The organism is Streptomyces sp. NPDC050433, from assembly GCF_044458565.1.
GTDB lineage: Bacteria > Actinomycetota > Actinomycetes > Streptomycetales > Streptomycetaceae > Streptomyces.
Map to the genome: position 1 here is coordinate 31,391 of NZ_JBITIB010000035.1, position 15,623 is coordinate 47,013.

At 72.1% G+C, this 15,623-nt stretch carries 15 protein-coding genes; 9 read left to right on the forward strand and 6 right to left on the reverse strand.

What is annotated here, in order from left to right:
* The first annotated feature begins 29 nt into the window (after window positions 1-29).
* From ACIBLA_RS32205 to eda, 4 genes are all read left to right on the forward strand, one after another.
* Entirely contained in the window at window positions 30-782 is a 753-nt protein-coding gene (locus ACIBLA_RS32205; protein WP_399200674.1) for a MerR family transcriptional regulator, read from the forward strand.
* Entirely contained in the window at window positions 775-1,629 is an 855-nt protein-coding gene (locus ACIBLA_RS32210) for a hypothetical protein (RefSeq protein WP_399200675.1), read from the forward strand. The genes ACIBLA_RS32205 and ACIBLA_RS32210 overlap by 8 nt, the downstream gene beginning before the upstream one ends.
* Window positions 1,630-1,684: 55 nt before the next feature.
* Window positions 1,685-2,485, forward strand: a complete 801-nt coding sequence (yaaA, locus tag ACIBLA_RS32215; RefSeq protein WP_363243079.1) for a peroxide stress protein YaaA — start codon at window positions 1,685-1,687, stop codon at window positions 2,483-2,485.
* A gap of 75 nt (window positions 2,486-2,560) precedes the next feature.
* Complete coding sequence (gene eda, locus ACIBLA_RS32220) at window positions 2,561-3,175, forward strand: bifunctional 4-hydroxy-2-oxoglutarate aldolase/2-dehydro-3-deoxy-phosphogluconate aldolase (protein WP_363243080.1); 615 nt, start codon at window positions 2,561-2,563, stop codon at window positions 3,173-3,175.
* 233 nt (window positions 3,176-3,408) lie between these two features.
* Here eda and ACIBLA_RS32225 read toward each other — a convergent pair whose 3' ends face one another.
* The 5 genes from ACIBLA_RS32225 to ACIBLA_RS32245 all read right to left on the reverse strand — a co-directional run bounded on the left by ACIBLA_RS32225 (window position 3,409) and on the right by ACIBLA_RS32245 (window position 8,202).
* A complete protein-coding gene (locus tag ACIBLA_RS32225; protein ID WP_363243081.1) occupies window positions 3,409-4,242 on the reverse strand; it encodes a GNAT family N-acetyltransferase in 834 nt (277 codons plus the stop codon).
* A gap of 17 nt (window positions 4,243-4,259) precedes the next feature.
* A complete protein-coding gene (locus ACIBLA_RS32230; protein ID WP_363243082.1) occupies window positions 4,260-5,513 on the reverse strand; it encodes a bifunctional RNase H/acid phosphatase in 1,254 nt (417 codons plus the stop codon).
* Entirely contained in the window at window positions 5,514-6,257 is a 744-nt protein-coding gene (locus ACIBLA_RS32235; protein WP_363243145.1) for a C4-type zinc ribbon domain-containing protein, read from the reverse strand.
* The gene (locus tag ACIBLA_RS32240) at window positions 6,254-7,090 is read right to left on the reverse strand and encodes a Nif3-like dinuclear metal center hexameric protein (protein WP_363243083.1); all 837 of its coding nucleotides are present in this window, start codon (window positions 7,088-7,090) and stop codon (window positions 6,254-6,256) included. Before ACIBLA_RS32240 ends, ACIBLA_RS32235 begins: the two co-directional genes overlap by 4 nt.
* Window positions 7,091-7,158: 68 nt before the next feature.
* On the reverse strand, window positions 7,159-8,202 hold the full coding sequence (locus ACIBLA_RS32245) for an iron-siderophore ABC transporter substrate-binding protein (RefSeq protein ID WP_363243084.1): 1,044 nt from the start codon (window positions 8,200-8,202) through the stop codon (window positions 7,159-7,161).
* A 287-nt stretch (window positions 8,203-8,489) separates the two neighbouring features.
* Here ACIBLA_RS32245 and ACIBLA_RS32250 point away from each other — a divergent pair, with 287 nt between their 5' ends.
* The 4 genes from ACIBLA_RS32250 (at window position 8,490) to ACIBLA_RS32265 (ending at window position 12,110) form a co-directional block, all read left to right on the forward strand.
* Entirely contained in the window at window positions 8,490-9,728 is a 1,239-nt protein-coding gene (locus ACIBLA_RS32250) for a hypothetical protein (RefSeq protein ID WP_399200678.1), read from the forward strand.
* Window positions 9,729-9,869: 141 nt separating this feature from the next.
* Entirely contained in the window at window positions 9,870-10,040 is a 171-nt protein-coding gene (locus tag ACIBLA_RS32255) for a hypothetical protein (protein WP_363243086.1), read from the forward strand.
* 175 nt (window positions 10,041-10,215) lie between these two features.
* Entirely contained in the window at window positions 10,216-11,508 is a 1,293-nt protein-coding gene (locus ACIBLA_RS32260) for a sensor histidine kinase (protein WP_399200679.1), read from the forward strand.
* A complete protein-coding gene (locus ACIBLA_RS32265; protein ID WP_363243088.1) occupies window positions 11,505-12,110 on the forward strand; it encodes a response regulator transcription factor in 606 nt (201 codons plus the stop codon). Before ACIBLA_RS32260 ends, ACIBLA_RS32265 begins: the two co-directional genes overlap by 4 nt.
* A 36-nt stretch (window positions 12,111-12,146) precedes the next feature.
* Here the strand turns inward: ACIBLA_RS32265 and ACIBLA_RS32270 are convergent, their stop codons facing one another.
* Window positions 12,147-13,625, reverse strand: coding sequence for an MFS transporter (locus tag ACIBLA_RS32270; RefSeq protein WP_399200680.1), 1,479 nt, complete (start codon window positions 13,623-13,625; stop codon window positions 12,147-12,149).
* 186 nt (window positions 13,626-13,811) lie between these two features.
* On the opposite strand from ACIBLA_RS32270, the gene ACIBLA_RS32275 reads away from it, so the two are divergent.
* Window positions 13,812-15,578 carry an MFS transporter gene (locus tag ACIBLA_RS32275; RefSeq protein WP_399200681.1) on the forward strand — a complete coding sequence of 589 codons (1,767 nt, stop codon included), beginning with the start codon at window positions 13,812-13,814 and terminating at the stop codon, window positions 15,576-15,578.
* The last annotated feature ends 45 nt before the right edge of the window (window positions 15,579-15,623 follow it).

Consider the following 15,623-nt stretch of genomic DNA (forward strand, 5'->3'; position numbering starts at 1 on the left):
GCCGCAGCGTCAGGGTTTCTACTGGGCTCATGCGCATCGGAGAGATCGCCGCGCTCGTAGGGGTCACCTCGCGGGCGGTGCGGCACTACCACCACATGGGCCTGCTGCCCGAGCCCGAGCGGCTGTCCAACGGATACCGCGTCTACTCCGTACGCGACGCCGTCCTCCTCGCCCGGATCCGGCGGCTCTCGGAGCTGGGGCTCAGCCTGGACGAGGTACGGGACGTGCTCGCCGACGACGCCGGGCGGGAGCTGGCGGAGGTGCTCGGCGAACTGGACGCCGATCTGGCGCGGCAGGAGAAGGAGATCCGGACCAGACGGCGCAGGCTCGCCGAGCTGCTGGAGGGGACGCTGCCTCCGGAAGGGCCGGTCTCGCCCACGCTGGCGCGGTTGCTGCGGGCCATGCCGGAGACGGATTCGGCGATGGCGGCGAAGGACCGCGAACTGCTCACCCTGCTCGACACCGCGGGTGGCGACGAAACCGTCTACGCGGCCATGCGTCCCCTCATGGACGACCCGGACGTCCTCGCGCTCTACGACCGCCTCGACGCGCTCGCCGGAGCCGCGACCGACGATCCGCGTATCGGACCGCTGGCCGCGGCTCTGACGGCCCTGGTCCCGGAGGCGGTGCTGGACTCGATGCCGGACACGGAGAGGCCGTTGCTTGAGGGGGTCGGGGAGGCGATTCTCGCCGACTTCGCCCCCGCCCAGGCCGAGGTGGTGCGACAGGTGGCCGACGCACTCGCTCAGAGGCGGAGAAGGAGGAAGGGCGGAGATGAGTAAAGCCCTGTGGGTGCTGGTACCGGCCGAGTTGACGCTGGTCGGGTGTCTGCTGGCGGGCGTGGCCGTCCCGGCGCCGGTGATCTGGGCCGCCGAGGCCGTCGTCCTGACGGTCGTGGTTGTCGAGGCCGTCGTCGTACGGCGCCGCTACAAGGCCGCGCGGCTGGCCGGGGCCGAGCGGCGGGCAGCCCTCGCGCGGGCCGTGGAAGCCGCCGTACCGGCCACCGTGCGCCGGCTGCTCGTCAACGAGGCGCGCGGTCTGACCAGCCTCGTACGGTGGGTGGCCCGGCGTAGGCACGGCGTACGCGAGGGTGATCTCGCCGCCTCGTACACCGGTCCGCAGACGGCGATGATGTACGGCTTTCTCTTCGTGTCCGTCGTGGAGACGGTGGCGCTGGCGATGCTCATTCCCTGGCCGGTGGTGCACATGATCCTGCTGGTGCTGGATGTGTACGGGGTGGTGATGGTCCTCGCGATGCACGCGGGCTGCGTCACCCGGCCGCATGTCGTCGGCGCCGACGGGTCGCTCCTGGTGCGCTGGGGTGTGCTGTTCGACATGCCGATCGCGAGTGGTCTGATCACGGCGGCGCGGGTCGAACGCCGTTACCCGGACGGCTCGTTGGTGAGGATCGACGAGCCCGGCGGGACGCTCGACCTGATCGTGGGCGGCCAGACGACCGTACGGGTGGAGCTGAGCGAGCCGGTCGGGTTCGTACGTCCGATGGGCGGGCGCGGCTCGGCGACGGTGGTCCGCTTCCACGCGGACGACCCTGCGGCGCTGGTGGCCCGGCTGAAGGCGTCCCTCGCCGACGGAGGGCTCAGCGACGGGATCGCGCCCCGCGTCGCTTAACCTGGCGGACCGGGGCCCCCACCCCCCGGTCCGTACGTCCTTGAGGAGAACCACCGTGCTCGTGCTGTTGCCGCCGTCGGAAGGCAAGGCCGCTTCCGGCCGCGGGGCTCCGCTGAAGCCGGAATCACTGTCGCTGCCCGGACTGGCCGAGGCACGGGCCGCCGTCCTGGACGAGCTGGTCGAGCTGTGCGCCGCCGACGAGGAGAAGGCCTCGGAGGTCCTGGGCCTGAGCGAGGGCCTGCGCGGCGAGATCACCAAGAACGTGGCGCTGCGGACAGCGGGGACGCGGCCGGCCGGGGACATCTACACCGGCGTCCTGTACGACGCGCTCGGCCTGGCCACGCTGGACGCCGCCGCCCGGCGGCGCGCGGGGAAGTCGCTGCTGGTCTTCTCCGGGCTGTGGGGCGCGGTACGTGTCGGGGACCGCATTCCGTCGTACCGCTGCTCGATGGGCGTGCGGCTGCCGGGCATCGGGGCGTTGAGCACCCACTGGCGGCAGGCGATGGCCCCGGTGCTGCCCGAGGTGGCGGGTGACGGGCTGGTACTGGATCTGCGCTCATCGTCGTACGCGCCGGCGTGGAAGCCGGCGGGCGATGTCGCGGCGCGTACGGCGACGGTGCGCGTCCTGCACGCGCAGTTCGTGGACGGTGTCGAGAAGCGGTCGGTGGTCAGCCACTTCAACAAGGCCACGAAGGGACGCCTCGTCCGCGACCTCCTCCTGTCCGGCGCCCGTCCCAGGACGCCCGAGCAACTGGTGGAGACGCTGCGCGAGTTGGGATACGTGGTGGAGATCGCGGCACCGGGCGGGGCCGGGCGGTCGTGGTCGCTGGACGTGGTGGTGACGGAGATCCACTGAGACCGCCCGCGCACCACCGTTGCGCAGGGCGCAACGCTCGTTGCGAGGAGCGTGGGTGGGCGGCAGGATGGCGGCATGACCTCCGTGCTGGACCTCGCCCCCGTTGTCCCTGTCGTCGTCGTGGACGATGCCGCCGATGCCGTGCCGCTGGCCCGCGCCCTCGTGGCCGGCGGGCTGCCCGCGATCGAGGTGACACTGCGCACGCCGGTCGCGCTGGACGCGATCCGGGCCATCGCGGCTCAGGTGCCGGACGCCGTGGTGGGCGCCGGGACGGTGATCTCGGCGCGGTCGGTGACGGACTCGGTCGAGGCCGGGGCGCGCTTCCTGGTCAGCCCCGGCTGGACGGACACGCTCCTGGAGGCGATGCGGACGTCGGGGGTGCCGTTCCTGCCGGGCGTCTCGACGACGTCGGAGGTCGTGGCGCTGCTGGAGCGCGGCGTGACGGAGATGAAGTTCTTCCCGGCGGAGGCCGCGGGCGGTACGGCGTATCTCAAGGCCCTGTCGGGGCCGTTGCCGCAGGCGCGGTTCTGCCCCACGGGGGGCGTCTCCGCGGCGTCGGCCGGGTCGTATCTGGCGCTGCGGAACGTGGCCTGCGTGGGCGGCTCCTGGATGCTGCCGGCGGACGCGATCGCGGCGAAGGACTGGGGCCGGGTGGAGAAACTGGCCCGCGAGGCGGCGGCGCTGCGGTAGGGGCGCCCCGCCGCGGCAGCGGCTGATGTCACGTCAGTGCGTGCGAACGCGGCTTCCCGTGCCCGAAGGGCCAGGCCGTGTTTTAGAAGTAGCGCCGTCCGCCCGCAGGGCGGGCCCCACGGTGTCCGGTGCGTGCGATCGCAAGGCGGAGGATCGCTCTCGTACTGGGCTGGGCGTACTTGGGCGACTCCGACAACGCCGATCCTCCGCCTTGCGCTCCACGCGACTCGCCGCTACTCGAAGGTCAGCGCCTGACTCTCCGTCAGCACCCGGTATCCCAGGCGCCGGTAGAGCGCGTTGCTCGTCGGGTTCGCCATGTCCGCGAAGAGCAGCACCTGTTCGGCGCCCGCTTCCGACGCCGCCCGGCTGACCGCCGCCGTGACCGCTCCCCCGTAACCGCGACCGCGCATCCGGGGCGGTGTGTAGACGGGTGACAGCCGCGCCTGGCCCGCGACGACCGGGGAGACGGAGGCCATCGCCACGGGTGCGCCCGCGACGTCCCACAGCCACAGCCGGCCCGCCACGATGCGCTCCGCCGTGGCCCGGGTGTAGTCCACGTCCGGCTGACCCGTGTCGGCGGCGAAGGCGCTCATCCACTCGGCGAGCAGCGGCAGATCGGCATCGGCGGCGAGGCGTGCCCGGCCGTCGGGGGCGGGGTCCGGTGGGGTCAACTCGTCCAGCCGGAAGAGCCGTACCTGGTGCGAGACCCGCCACCCGCCCGAGCGCCCGGTCCACTCGGCGGCGAAGGCCTCCACGCACGCCTTCTCGCCCTGCACGGACGTCAACTCCGGGTCGACAGCCCGCAGTACGGGAACGAGTTCACGCGCCGCCCGCTCCGGCATCGGACCGAGCAGCGGACGCAGCGGCGGTGTCTGGACGAAACCGGCGGTGACCGGGGCGGCGTCGCTCGCGCGCCAGTAGCCGAACCGTACGGGTGTCGCCGCCCCGTTGGCGCGAAACGACTCGCTGATCGTCAGCAGCAGCGTCGAACGGGCGGCGTCCCGTGCGAGGCACGGATCGGCCGCCGTACGGAACTCCTCGACGTCGTCGGTCAGTTGCCAGCCCACGCCGCTCCCCCAGCCGCTCAGCGCAGATGCGACGTGTCGTTCAGCAGCCTCAACGACGCGTTGCCGTCCGCGTAGTAGGCGACCGCCGACAGCGACGCCGCCGACAGCTCCATCCGGAACAGGGACTCCGGCGGTGCCCCCAGCGCCAGTCTGACGAGGGTCTTGACCGGTGTCACGTGGCTGACGACCAGCACCGTACGCCCCGCGTACCGCGCGAGCAGCGTGTCCCTGGTGGCGGCGACCCGCACCGCGACCGAGGCGAAGCTCTCGCCGCCGCCCGTCGGCGCCACGTCGGGCGAGGCCAGCCAGGCGCTGAGATCGTCCGCGTACCGCTCCCTGACCTCGGTGAACGTCATCCCTTCCCAGGCACCGAAGTCCGTCTCGCGCAGCCCGTCCTCGACGCTGACGTCCAGACCGAGCCGGGTGGCGACGGTGCCGGCCGTCTCGCGGCAGCGCCGTAGCGGTGAGGAGACGACGGCCTCGATCGTGCCGCGCGCGGCGAGCGCCGTCGCGACGGCGTCGGCCTGCCTGCGGCCGGCCGCCGACAGCTCCGGGTCGCTGCCACCGCTGCCCGAGAAGCGCTTCTCGGGCGTGAGGGCGGTCTCGCCGTGCCGCAGCAGGACGAAGGTGGCGGGGGTGCCGAGGTCGGCGGAGCCCCAGCCGACGGGCGGCGCGGTCTGCTCGGGGACGACGGGGGCCAGTTCGTGGGCCGCGGCGGCCAGCGCCGCGCGCGCCCTGGCCGCGCCGGCCGCCGCGTCCCCCGGCGGCCCGGCCGGGGCGGGAGCCGCGGCTTTACGGCTGCCGGTACGTCCCGCTCCCGCGTCCAGCTCCGCCGTGGACCGCGAGGGCTCCCACTGCTTGCCCTTCTTGCCCGCGTCCATCGCCTCGTTGGCGAGCCGGTCGGCGTGCTTGTTCTTCTCGCGCGGGATCCACTCGTAGCGGACCTGCCCCGTGGGAAGGATCCGCGCGGCCTCGGCGGCCAGCGGCTTCATGTCGGGGTGCTTGATCTTCCAGCGCCCGGACATCTGCTCCACGACGAGCTTGGAGTCCATCCGGACCCGTACGTCGGCGGCCGGGTCGAGCGCCTTCGCGGCCTTCAGTCCGGCGATCAGACCCTTGTACTCGGCGACGTTGTTGGTGGCGACGCCGATGTACTCGGCGGCCTCGGCGAGCGTCTGGCCGGTCACCCCGTCGATGACGACGGCGCCGTAACCCGCCGGGCCCGGATTGCCCCGCGACCCGCCGTCCGCCTCGACGACGAATGTCGGCATCTACAGACCCGATTCGGAGGTACGGACGAGGATGCGGCGGCAGTTCTCGCACCGCAGGACGGTGCTGGGGCTCGCCGCCTTGACCTCGTTGACCTCGGTGATGTTCAGCTCCAGCCGGCAGCCCTCGCAGCGGCGCTGGTAGAGGCGGGCCGCGCCGACGCCGCCCTGCTGCACGCGCAGCTTCTCGTACAGCTTGAGGAGGTCGGCGGGGATCGTCGCCGAGACGGTCTCGCGCTCCTTGGTCGCCGTCGCCTCCTCTGCGCCCAGCTTCTCGGCGGCGGCGTCGCGGCGCGCGACGGCGTCGTCCGACTTGGCCTGGACGGCGGAGACGCGTTCGGTCAGCTCGGCGGCACGTTCCTGGGCGGCCTCGCGGCGCTCCATGACTTCGAGTACGACATCCTCCAGGTCACCCTGGCGCTTGGCGAGCGAGACGATTTCACGCTGAAGGCTTTCGAGGTCCTTGGGCGAGGTGACGGCGCCCGAGTCGAGGCGCGTCTGGTCGCGTACGGCGCGCTGGCGGACCTGGTCGACGTCCTGCTCCGCCTTCGTCTGCTCGCGCGCGGTGTCGCTCTCCTCGGTCTGCGAGGCGACCAGCAGGTCGCGCAGCTGCGTGAGGTCCTTGGCCAGCGACTCGATCTCGGCGTGCTCGGGCAGCGATTCGCGCCGGTGGGCGAGTTGCTGGAGGCGCAGATCGAGGGCCTGGACGTCGAGGAGTCGGATCTGGTCGGCGGGTTCGGCGTTCAGTTGGGGGCTCCTGAGGAATGGTGGGAGGACCAGGGGTCGGTGACCGTCTTCGAGACATGGACCCGCAGGTCCCAGCCGTGGCGGTCGGAAATCTCGTCGAGCTGGGTGGCGGCGAGTTCGCACCAGGGCCACTCGGTGGCCCAGTGCGCGGCGTCGACCAGTGCCAGCGGCGTCTGCTGCGTGGCCTCGGAGACCGGGTGGTGGCGCAGGTCGGCGGTGAGGAAGACGTCCGCACCCGCCGCCCGTACATGGTCGAAGAGGCTGTCGCCGGACCCGCCGCTCACGGCGACGGTCCGGACGACGGAGTCGGGGTCGCCGGCCACGCGGATGCCCTGCGCGGTGGCGGGCAGCCGGTGCGCGGCGCGCGCGGCGAAGTCGCGGAGGGTGGCCGGGCGGTCGAGTTCGCAGATCCGGCCGAGGCCGCGGCGGCCCGACGGGTCGGTCGGGTCGGGTACGAGGGGGCCCACGACGCGCAGGTCGAGCGCGCCTGCGAGGGCGTCGGAGACTCCCGGATCGGCGCTGTCGGCGTTGGTGTGCGCGACGTGCAGCGCGATGTCGTGCTTGATCAGGGTGTGCACGACGCGGCCCTTGAAGGTGCCCGCCGCGACCGTCGTCGTGCCGCGCAGATAGAGCGGGTGGTGGGTGAGGATCAGGTCCGCGCCCAGCTCCAGGGCCTCGTCCACGACGGGCTGGACGGGGTCGACGGCGATCAGGACGCGGGTCACCGGGGCGTCGGGGTCGCCGCAGACGGTGCCGACGGCGTCCCACTGTTCGGCCCGCTCGGGCGGCCAGAGGGCGTCGAACTCGGCGAGAACTTCTGACAGGCGGGGCACGGGGCAAAGGCTACCTCCCGGCCATGGTGCTCCCACCATGGCCGGGTTGACCGGTAAAAGCGGCCGGGTCACTTGACCAGGTAGCCGCGGAGGTCGTCCAGCACGAGTCCGGCGGCGGTGACGCCGAGGCCCAGGTACCAGGTCTCGTCCGGTACGTCCTCGGCCTGGCCCGACTCGACGGCCTTGAGGTTCTTCCACAGCGGGTTCGAGCGTGCGGTGTCCCGCTTGGTGGCCTTGGGGTCGCCGTACACACCGGTGAAGATCCAGTCGGCGTCCGCCTCGTCGATCTTCTCGGGGCTGACCTCGACGGCGAGATCGTTGATCTGCTGGTTCGCGGGCCGCGGCAGGCCGGCGTCGTCGAGGATCGTGCCGATGAAGGACGCCTTGGCGTAGAGGCGGATCTTGCCCGGCATGTACCGCACCATCGAGACGGTCGGCTTGTCGGCTCCGAGGTCGGCGGAGAGCGCCTTGACCTTCGTGTCGTACGCGCCGAGTGCCTTCTCGGCCGCCGCGCTGCGGTCGAGCGCCGCCGCGTTGAGCCGGAAGTTCTCCTTCCAGGTGAAGCCGGGGCGGATGGCGAACACCGTGGGGGCGATCTTCGACAGCTCGTCGTACTTGTCGGCGGCGCGGAGCTGGCTGCCGAGGATCAGATCGGGCTTGAGCGCCGCGACGGCCTCCAGGTTGAGGCCGTTGATGGTGCCGACGTTCTTCGGGCTGCCCGCGCCCTGCTTCAGGTAGGAGGGGATGCCCTCGTCGCCCTCGGTGGGCGCGTAGCCGACCGGTTCGACACCGAGCGACACGACGTTGTCGAACTCGCCGACGTCGAGCACGACGACGCGCTCGGGACGCGCCTTGAGGACGGTCTCGCCCATGGCGTGGGTGACGGTACGGGGGAACTCGCCCGGCTTGGCGTCGGTGCCGTAGCCCGCGGTCTTCTTCGCGGCCTCCGCGAAGTCCTCACCGCCCTGCGCGACGGACTTCTTGTCCGCCTTGTCCGCACCGGCGGCGGTGGACGGCGACTTGTCCTGCCCTCCGTCGCTTCCGCAGGCCGCGAGGGAGAGTGCGGCGGCGAGGGCCACCAGTGCGGCCGTGCCGCGACGTCTGACGGACATCTGTTCACTCCAAGGGTCTTACTTAGGGTCGTCTCACTTAGGGATGCCTTACTTTATGCACGCCCCACTCGCTCGGCACAACCGCCCCCTCCGCAAGCTCAGGCGTACCGCTCTCGCGTACGGAGGCGGCAGCCAGGATCCGGTCTCCTTGTCCGACGCGCTCAGCACAGCCGCCTCTTCCCTCTCAGCCGAACCCCGGACCCGCCACCCTTACGTGTGAAGCGGCTTGTCCCCTGTTGTTCGGCAGCGAGTGCGAAATTAGCCTCGTCGCCGGAGGTGACGGATCGATGACAGCCTGTGTCGTTGAGGGCGTGGAGAGCGAGGCCGGCGAGGCCGACGCCACGCCGGACGGGGACGTCCGGCGCGCGGGGTTCACGATCGCGGCGGACGGTTCGTACGCGGCTCGGCTGACCCTCGGTACGAACGCGGGCGCGAACGGCCCTTCTCAGGAGGAGGTGTTGGGCGAGGGAGCGGCCTGGTTCCCCGAGCGGTGGACGCTCGACGGGCCGGAGCCGTACGCCGTACCGCTGCCGCTCGACCAGCCCGAGGAGCCCGACGCCGAGTTGTTGCCGCTGGCCGACGGGCGGGTGCTGATCCATCGGCGGGTGGCGGACCGGCAGGCGTTCTCGCTGCTCTATCCGACCGGGCCGGGGACGGGTGAACTGCCGCTGGGCGCGGTCGAGTGCGCGGAGCTGACACTGCTGCCGCCGTCACCCGACGGCACGAGCGCGTACGCGCTGGCGCCCGGCGGACACGGCACGACCGTCTGGCTCGTGGCGGGCGGCGCCTTCGGCCCGGAACCGGTCGCGACCGTACGAGGGCGCTGCACGGGCGGCGTCTGGCTGGACGGTACGGGACGGCTGCTGGCCCTCGACCGCGAACGGGACGGCGTCGTGAAGGCCGTGGCCGTCGATCTGGAACGGGGCGGCGAGGTGAGCCCGTTGCTCCAGATCACGGAGGGGAGCAACGACCGGCTGCTGCTGGCCGACGCCGACAGCGGTCTGCTGCTGATCCGTTCGGACGCGCCGGGCCATGACCGGCTGGGGTGGGGTGTGCTGGGCAGTGCGCTGCCGGTGCGCTTCCCGGAGTGCCTGCGGCCGGCGGGGCGTGCGGTCACACCGTTCGCCGTGCAGCCGGGGCAGGTACTGATGCCGGAGAGCTGCGCGGTCGCGCTGCGGATCGACGGACCGGCGGGTACGTGGGTGGGGACGTGGCGTCCTTCGGGCCGGCAGCTCCATCAACAGGCCGCGCCGGAAGGCTGGTTGGCCGGGGCCGGGCTGTGGTCGCGGGACGGCGTGCTGCGACTGCCCTACGCCACGGGCACGTTGCCGTGCGGCGTGGCCCGGCTGGAGGCGCCGCGCGACGGACGAGCCGAGCCTCCCGACGTACGACCCGAATTGGCCACAGAACCCGCACAAGTGGAAGTCGCAGGTGGAAACGGGTCCGCGCCCCGGTCAACTCGGGCCGCGTGCAAGCCGGTTCCGCTCCAGCAGGCCCCCCTCACCGGGCGTACGGCCGCCCGATAGGCCTGGTTAGTATTTTGGCGCGGGTCCGGTCGGTCGGTACGGGGACGGCCGGCCCCCGCGCGCCGTACCAGCAGTGACAGAGTGACAGCAGCGATGTCGGAGACATCAGCGATGCAGCGATTTAACGGGGTGACTTCCCTCATGTCTCAAAGCCGAACAGACACGGCCCAGGACCGTCCGCAGCAGATGGCCGGAGCCCAGGACGAGAACGGCCACGGAAAACACCGGGGCGGGGCCGCCGCGACCGACGACTCGCAGTCGTCGGCACACGGCCGCCACCGCCGTCCCGGCGACAACTCCGAGGCGGCCTAGGCTCCGCCGGACGAGAACCGCACGAGCGCCGGCCGACAGCCGACGACCGCCGGGCAGGCCGGGTATACGGCCTGCCCGGCGGTCATGCGCTGTCGGCCGGTAGGACTTTTGTCCCGGCAGAGTCCGTACAAGCGCATCTGCCGCAGGCCCGGACGCCCGCCGTAACGTCGTCGGCATGACGCAACCCACATCAGCGCCTCACGCGGTCGGCGACGACGCGGCGAAGGAACGGCGCGGACGGGTCCGGGCACAGTGCGGGCCACAGCTGGGGCCACCGACCGGCCCGGCCTCCGGCTTCGCCATGTTGCCGTGGCTGCTGCTCGGCCTCGGCTCGCTCTCCAACCTCGTGCAGGGCGAGACCCCCAACCCCTGGCTCGGCGGAGTCGGGCTGCTGGTCTTCAACTCCCTCTACATCTATGTGGTGTTCCGCGCCTTCGACCCGGCGGCGCGGCGCAGCCGGAGCACCTGGTGGGCGCTGGCCGGGATGGCCGTGATGACGTTCGGCCTCGGCGGCGCGTACGGCGGCAGCTGGCTGCTGTTCTTCCCGCTGTTCGGACTCGCCTGCGGCACCGTGCTGCGCGGCCGGGCCCTCGCCGTGGTCGGCGCCCCGCTGACGGTGGTCGTCGCGCTCGTCGCGGCGGTCCACGACGGCTGGGGCGCGGTCACCATCGCGTACGGCACGGTCATCTCGATGCTGGTCACGGCGGCGATCCTGGCCCTGTCCGAGACGGTGGTGGAACTGCGCTCCACCCGGCAGGAGCTGGCGCGCTCGGCGGTCGAGGAGGAGCGGCTGCGTTTCTCGCGCGACCTGCACGATCTGCTCGGCCACACGCTGTCCGTGATCGTGGTGAAGTCGGAGGCCGCGCGCAGGCTCGCGCCGCGTGACATGGACGCTGCCCTGGCGCAGGTCACCGACATCGAGTCCGTCGGCCGGCAGGCGCTGACCGAGATCCGCGAGGCCGTCACCGGCTACCGCGAAGGCAGCCTCTCGACCGAGCTGGACCGGGCGCGCTCCGCGCTGACCGCCGCCGGGATCGAGCCCGTCGTACGGCAGTCGGGGCCGCCGCTGGGGCCGCGCACGGAGGTGCTGCTCGGCTGGGTCGTACGGGAGGGCGTCACCAACGCCGTACGGCACAGCGGGGCGACCCGGTGCGAGATCACGGTGAGCGGCGCGCCGCATCAGGTCCGGCTGGTGATCACGGACGACGGTCGCGGCGTACGCTCGGGACCGGTCGGCCTGGCGGGTACGGGGCTCAAGGGCCTGAGCGAACGGCTGGCCGCCGCCGGAGGTTCACTCGAAGCGGGTTCGGCGGACAATTCGGCGGACGATTCCACGGACGGTGCGGCGGACGGTTCGCGGGACAGGGCGGGACGCGGCTTCCGGGTGACGGCCGTGCTCCCGGTGGATCCGGCAATGGTTCCAGGCAAAACCTCACCCTCATCGACCGAATCGGAGCGACCGGCATGATCAGAGTCCTTCTCGCCGAGGACCAGGGCATGATGCGCGGCGCCCTCGCGCTGCTGCTCGGCATGGAGAGGGACATGGAGGTGGTCGCCCAGGTGTCCACCGGGGACGCCATCGTCTCCGCCGCGCTCACCACGCGCCCCGACGTGGCGCTGCTCGACATCGAACTCCCCGCCCGCAGCGGCCTCGACGCCGCCGCCGATCTGCGCGACGAGGTCCCCGACTGCCGGGTGCTGATCCTCACCACCTTCGGCAGGCCGGGCTATCTGCGCCGGGCCATGGATGCCGGGGCGGCGGGCTTCCTGGTCAAGGACGGGCCGGTGGAGGAGCTGGCCGAGGCGATCCGGCGGGTGCTCGCGGGCGAGACCGTCGTCGATCCGGTGCTGGCCGCCGCCGCGCTGAGCGCCGGGCCGAGCCCGCTGACCGACCGCGAACGGGAGACCCTGAACGCCTCTGTCGACGGGGCGACCGTCGCCGACATCGCGGAGAGGCTGCGTCTGTCCGAGTCGACCGTACGCAACTACCTCTCGTCGGCGATCGGCAAGACCGGTACCCGTAACCGTATGGAGGCCGTACGGGCCGCCCGTCAGCAGGGCTGGCTCTGAACCAGCCGCTCCGGCCGGGCGGTGTGCCGGGCGGTGTTACGTGTCCGAGTGACGCGGCAGCCAGAAGAACATCAGCACCGCCGCCACGAGCAGCAGTCCCGTACCCGTCCTGAAGGCCAGCGCGTACCCCTCGGTGAGCGCGACAGGACCGGTCCCGTGGGACGTGCGCGCCGCCGCGACGGTCGAGAGGATCGCGAGGCCGATGGCCCCGCCCATGGTCCGCGAGGTGTTCACCAGGCCGGAGACGAGACCGGCCTCGCCGGGTGCGGCGCTCGCCGTCGCGAGCGCGGCGAGCGGTGTCATGGCCAGCCCGGCGCCGACCATCATCAAGATGCCGGGTCCCAGGATCGTCCTGAGGAAAGTGCCGTCGGCGGTCATCATCGACTGCCAGCCGAATCCGGCGGCGCCCACGAACGCGCCCACGACCGCGACGTGCCGGGCACCGATGCGCCGCATCAGCAAGGGCGCCAGCTTGGAGCCGAGCACGACACTCAGCGAACTCGGTATGAGCGCCAGACCCGCTTCCAGCGGCGTGTATCCGAGCACGTTCTGGGCGTAGACGGTCATGAAGAACCACATCGCGAACGACGCCGAACCGGTCACCAGCATCCCCGCGTTGGCCGCCGAGACCGCCCGTACCCGGAAGAGTCTCAGCGGCATCAGCGGCTCCTTCGTACGCGCCTCCACCAGCAGGAAGGCCGCCAGGAGCAGCAGTCCCCCGAGCAGCGGCACGAGGGTCACCGCGGCTGTCCAGCCCGACTGCTCGGTCTGCACGATGCCGTAGGCGACGACGGCGAGCCCGCCGGTGACGAGTACGGCGCCCGGCAGGTCCAGCCGGCGCCGCGCCTCCTTCGCCCGGCTCTCCGTCAGCCAGAGCACGGCGGCGAGAACGACCAGCGCGCCGGCGGGCACGTTGATCAGCAGCACCCAGCGCCAGGACAGGACGTCGGTGAGGACGCCGCCGACGAGCCCGCCCGCCGCGCCACCGCCCGCCCCGACGGCCGCCCAGGTCGCTATGGCCCGCGTCCGCGCGGGTCCCGCCGGGACGGCGGCGGTCAGGATGGTGAGGGTCGCGGGGGCCAGTACGGCGGCGCCGAGACCCTGCACCCCGCGGGCGGAGAGCAGTTGCCAGCCCTCTTGCGCGAGACCGCCGGCCAGGGAGGCGACGGTGAAGACACCGAGTCCGGCGAGGAACATCCGCTTGCGCCCGAAGATGTCGGCGGCCCGGCCGCCGAGGAGCATGAACCCGGCGAAGGCGATCGAGTAGGCGTTGAGCACCCACTGGAGGCCGGTGGTGCTCAGGCCCAGGTCGGTACGCATCGACGGCAGGGCGACGTTGACGACCGAGACGTCGAGGACGACGAGGAACTGCCCGGCGCACGCGGCGAGGATGACGGCCCAGGTGCGGGCCGACCGCGTACCGACGGCACCGGAATCGTGGTCGGCGCCGGGCCGGGGATAGAGTGCGGTTTCGCTGGCGGTGTCGTTTTCGGTGCCTGCAGGGACGTGGGACATGGCGGTAATGGTTCCACCCCCATCCCTGCCCCGTACATCGGGATTTCGGTCCATGTCTCCGGACCCCGAGACCTAGGCCAGGAATACGCGGGCCACCAAGAAGCGTTGCAGCATGCATCCACTTGGGCCGCCATGCCTTGCGCCGCCCTTCGCCGACCACCCGCTGCCTGCCCGGAGGCTTCACCTATGCCGCAAGCGACGCCCGACCAGTACACCGGATCCGGCCCCGTCCCCGGGGCCGTTCCGCGTGAGCGGGGGACCGGCGGTGTCGTTCCCGTACTCGCGTTCGCCGGCATCACCGTCGCCGTCATGCAGACCCTGCTCGTCCCGATCATCAAGGACCTGCCGGCGCTGCTCCGTACGTCGCCCGACAACGCGACTTGGGTCATCACGGCGACCCTCCTCGCCGGTGCGGTGTCCACCCCGATCATGGGACGGCTCGGTGATCTCTACGGCAAGCGCCGGATGCTGCTCGCGAGTCTCGCCGTCATGGTCGTCGGCTCGCTGGTCTGCGCCTTCACCGACGATCTGGCCGTGATGATCGTGGGTCGCGCTCTCCAGGGCTTCGCGATGGGCGCGATACCTCTGGGCATCGGCATCATGCGCGACGAGCTGCCCCGCGAGAAGCTCGGCTCGGCGATGGCGCTGATGAGTTCGTCGATCGGGGTCGGCGGCGGACTCGCCCTGCCCGGCGCCGCGTTGGTCGCCCAGCACGCCGACTGGCACACGCTGTTCTTCGGCGCCGCCGGGCTCGGCGTGCTGTCGATGGTGCTGACCGTCCTCGCCGTACCGGAAAGCTCGGTACGGGCCGGCGGCCGGTTCGACTGGTTCGGCGCGCTCGGACTCTCCGTGGGTCTCGTCGCCCTGCTGCTTCCGGTCACCAAGGGCAGCACCTGGGGCTGGACCTCGTCCACGACGCTCGGTCTGTTCGGCGTGGCCGTCGTCGTCCTCGGGCTGTGGGGCTGGATGGAGCTGCGGCTGAAGGCGCCGCTGGTCGACCTCCGCACCAGCGCCCGCCGCGAGGTGCTGCTCACCAACCTCGTCTCGGTCATGCTCGGCGTCGCGTTCTACGCGGTGTCGCTGATCCTCCCGCAACTGCTTCAGCTGCCCACCTCCACCGGTTACGGCCTCGGCCAGTCGATGGTGGTCGCGGGCCTGTGCGTCGCCCCGCTCGGCCTGACGATGATGCTCGTCGCCCCGCTCTACGCCCGGATCTCGGCACGGCGCGGCGCGAAGGTCTCGCTGATGATCGGCATGGCCGTCATCGCGGTCGGTTACGGCGCCGGGCTGGTCATGATGAGCGCCGCCTGGCAGACCGTCGTGATCTCGGTGGTCCTCGGCGCGGGCATCGGTCTCGCTTACTCCTCGCTGCCCGCCCTGATCGTCGGTGCCGTCGACCCGAAGGAGACCGGCGCGGCCAACGGGCTTAACACGCTGGCGCGTTCGATCGGTACGTCGGTCTCCAGCGCCGTCATCGGGATGGTGCTGGCGCGTACGGCGATCGGTACGGGGCCCACTGCCGTGCCCAGCATGCACGGCTTCCGTATCTCGTTCGTGATCGCCACCGCCGCCGTGCTCGGCGGTCTGGCTCTGGCGGCGTTGCTGCCGTCCCACCATGCCCCGGCCCGCACCGAGTTGCTGGCCAGCAGCGAGGACGACACCGCCCTGTCCGGAGTCCGGGGATTCCGCGGCCGGGTGCTCGACGCCGACGGCGCTCCCGTCGCGCGGGCGAACGTCACGCTGATCGACCCTCGTGGCCGTCAGGCGGGTCTCACCACGGCGGACGACGAGGGCAGATACTCCCTCGTGGCTCCGGCGGCCGGCCGGTACGTCCTGGCGGGCTCGGCCACGGGCTTCGCCCCGTACGCCCACTCCGCGCTGTATCCGGGCGAGGCGCTTGTGGTGGATGTCGATCTGGTGCTGGCGCCTCGGGCGGCGGTCCGGTCCTCGTAAGACGTACGGCAGCATGGGCCCACCGCACGCGCGCACGACGCAGGA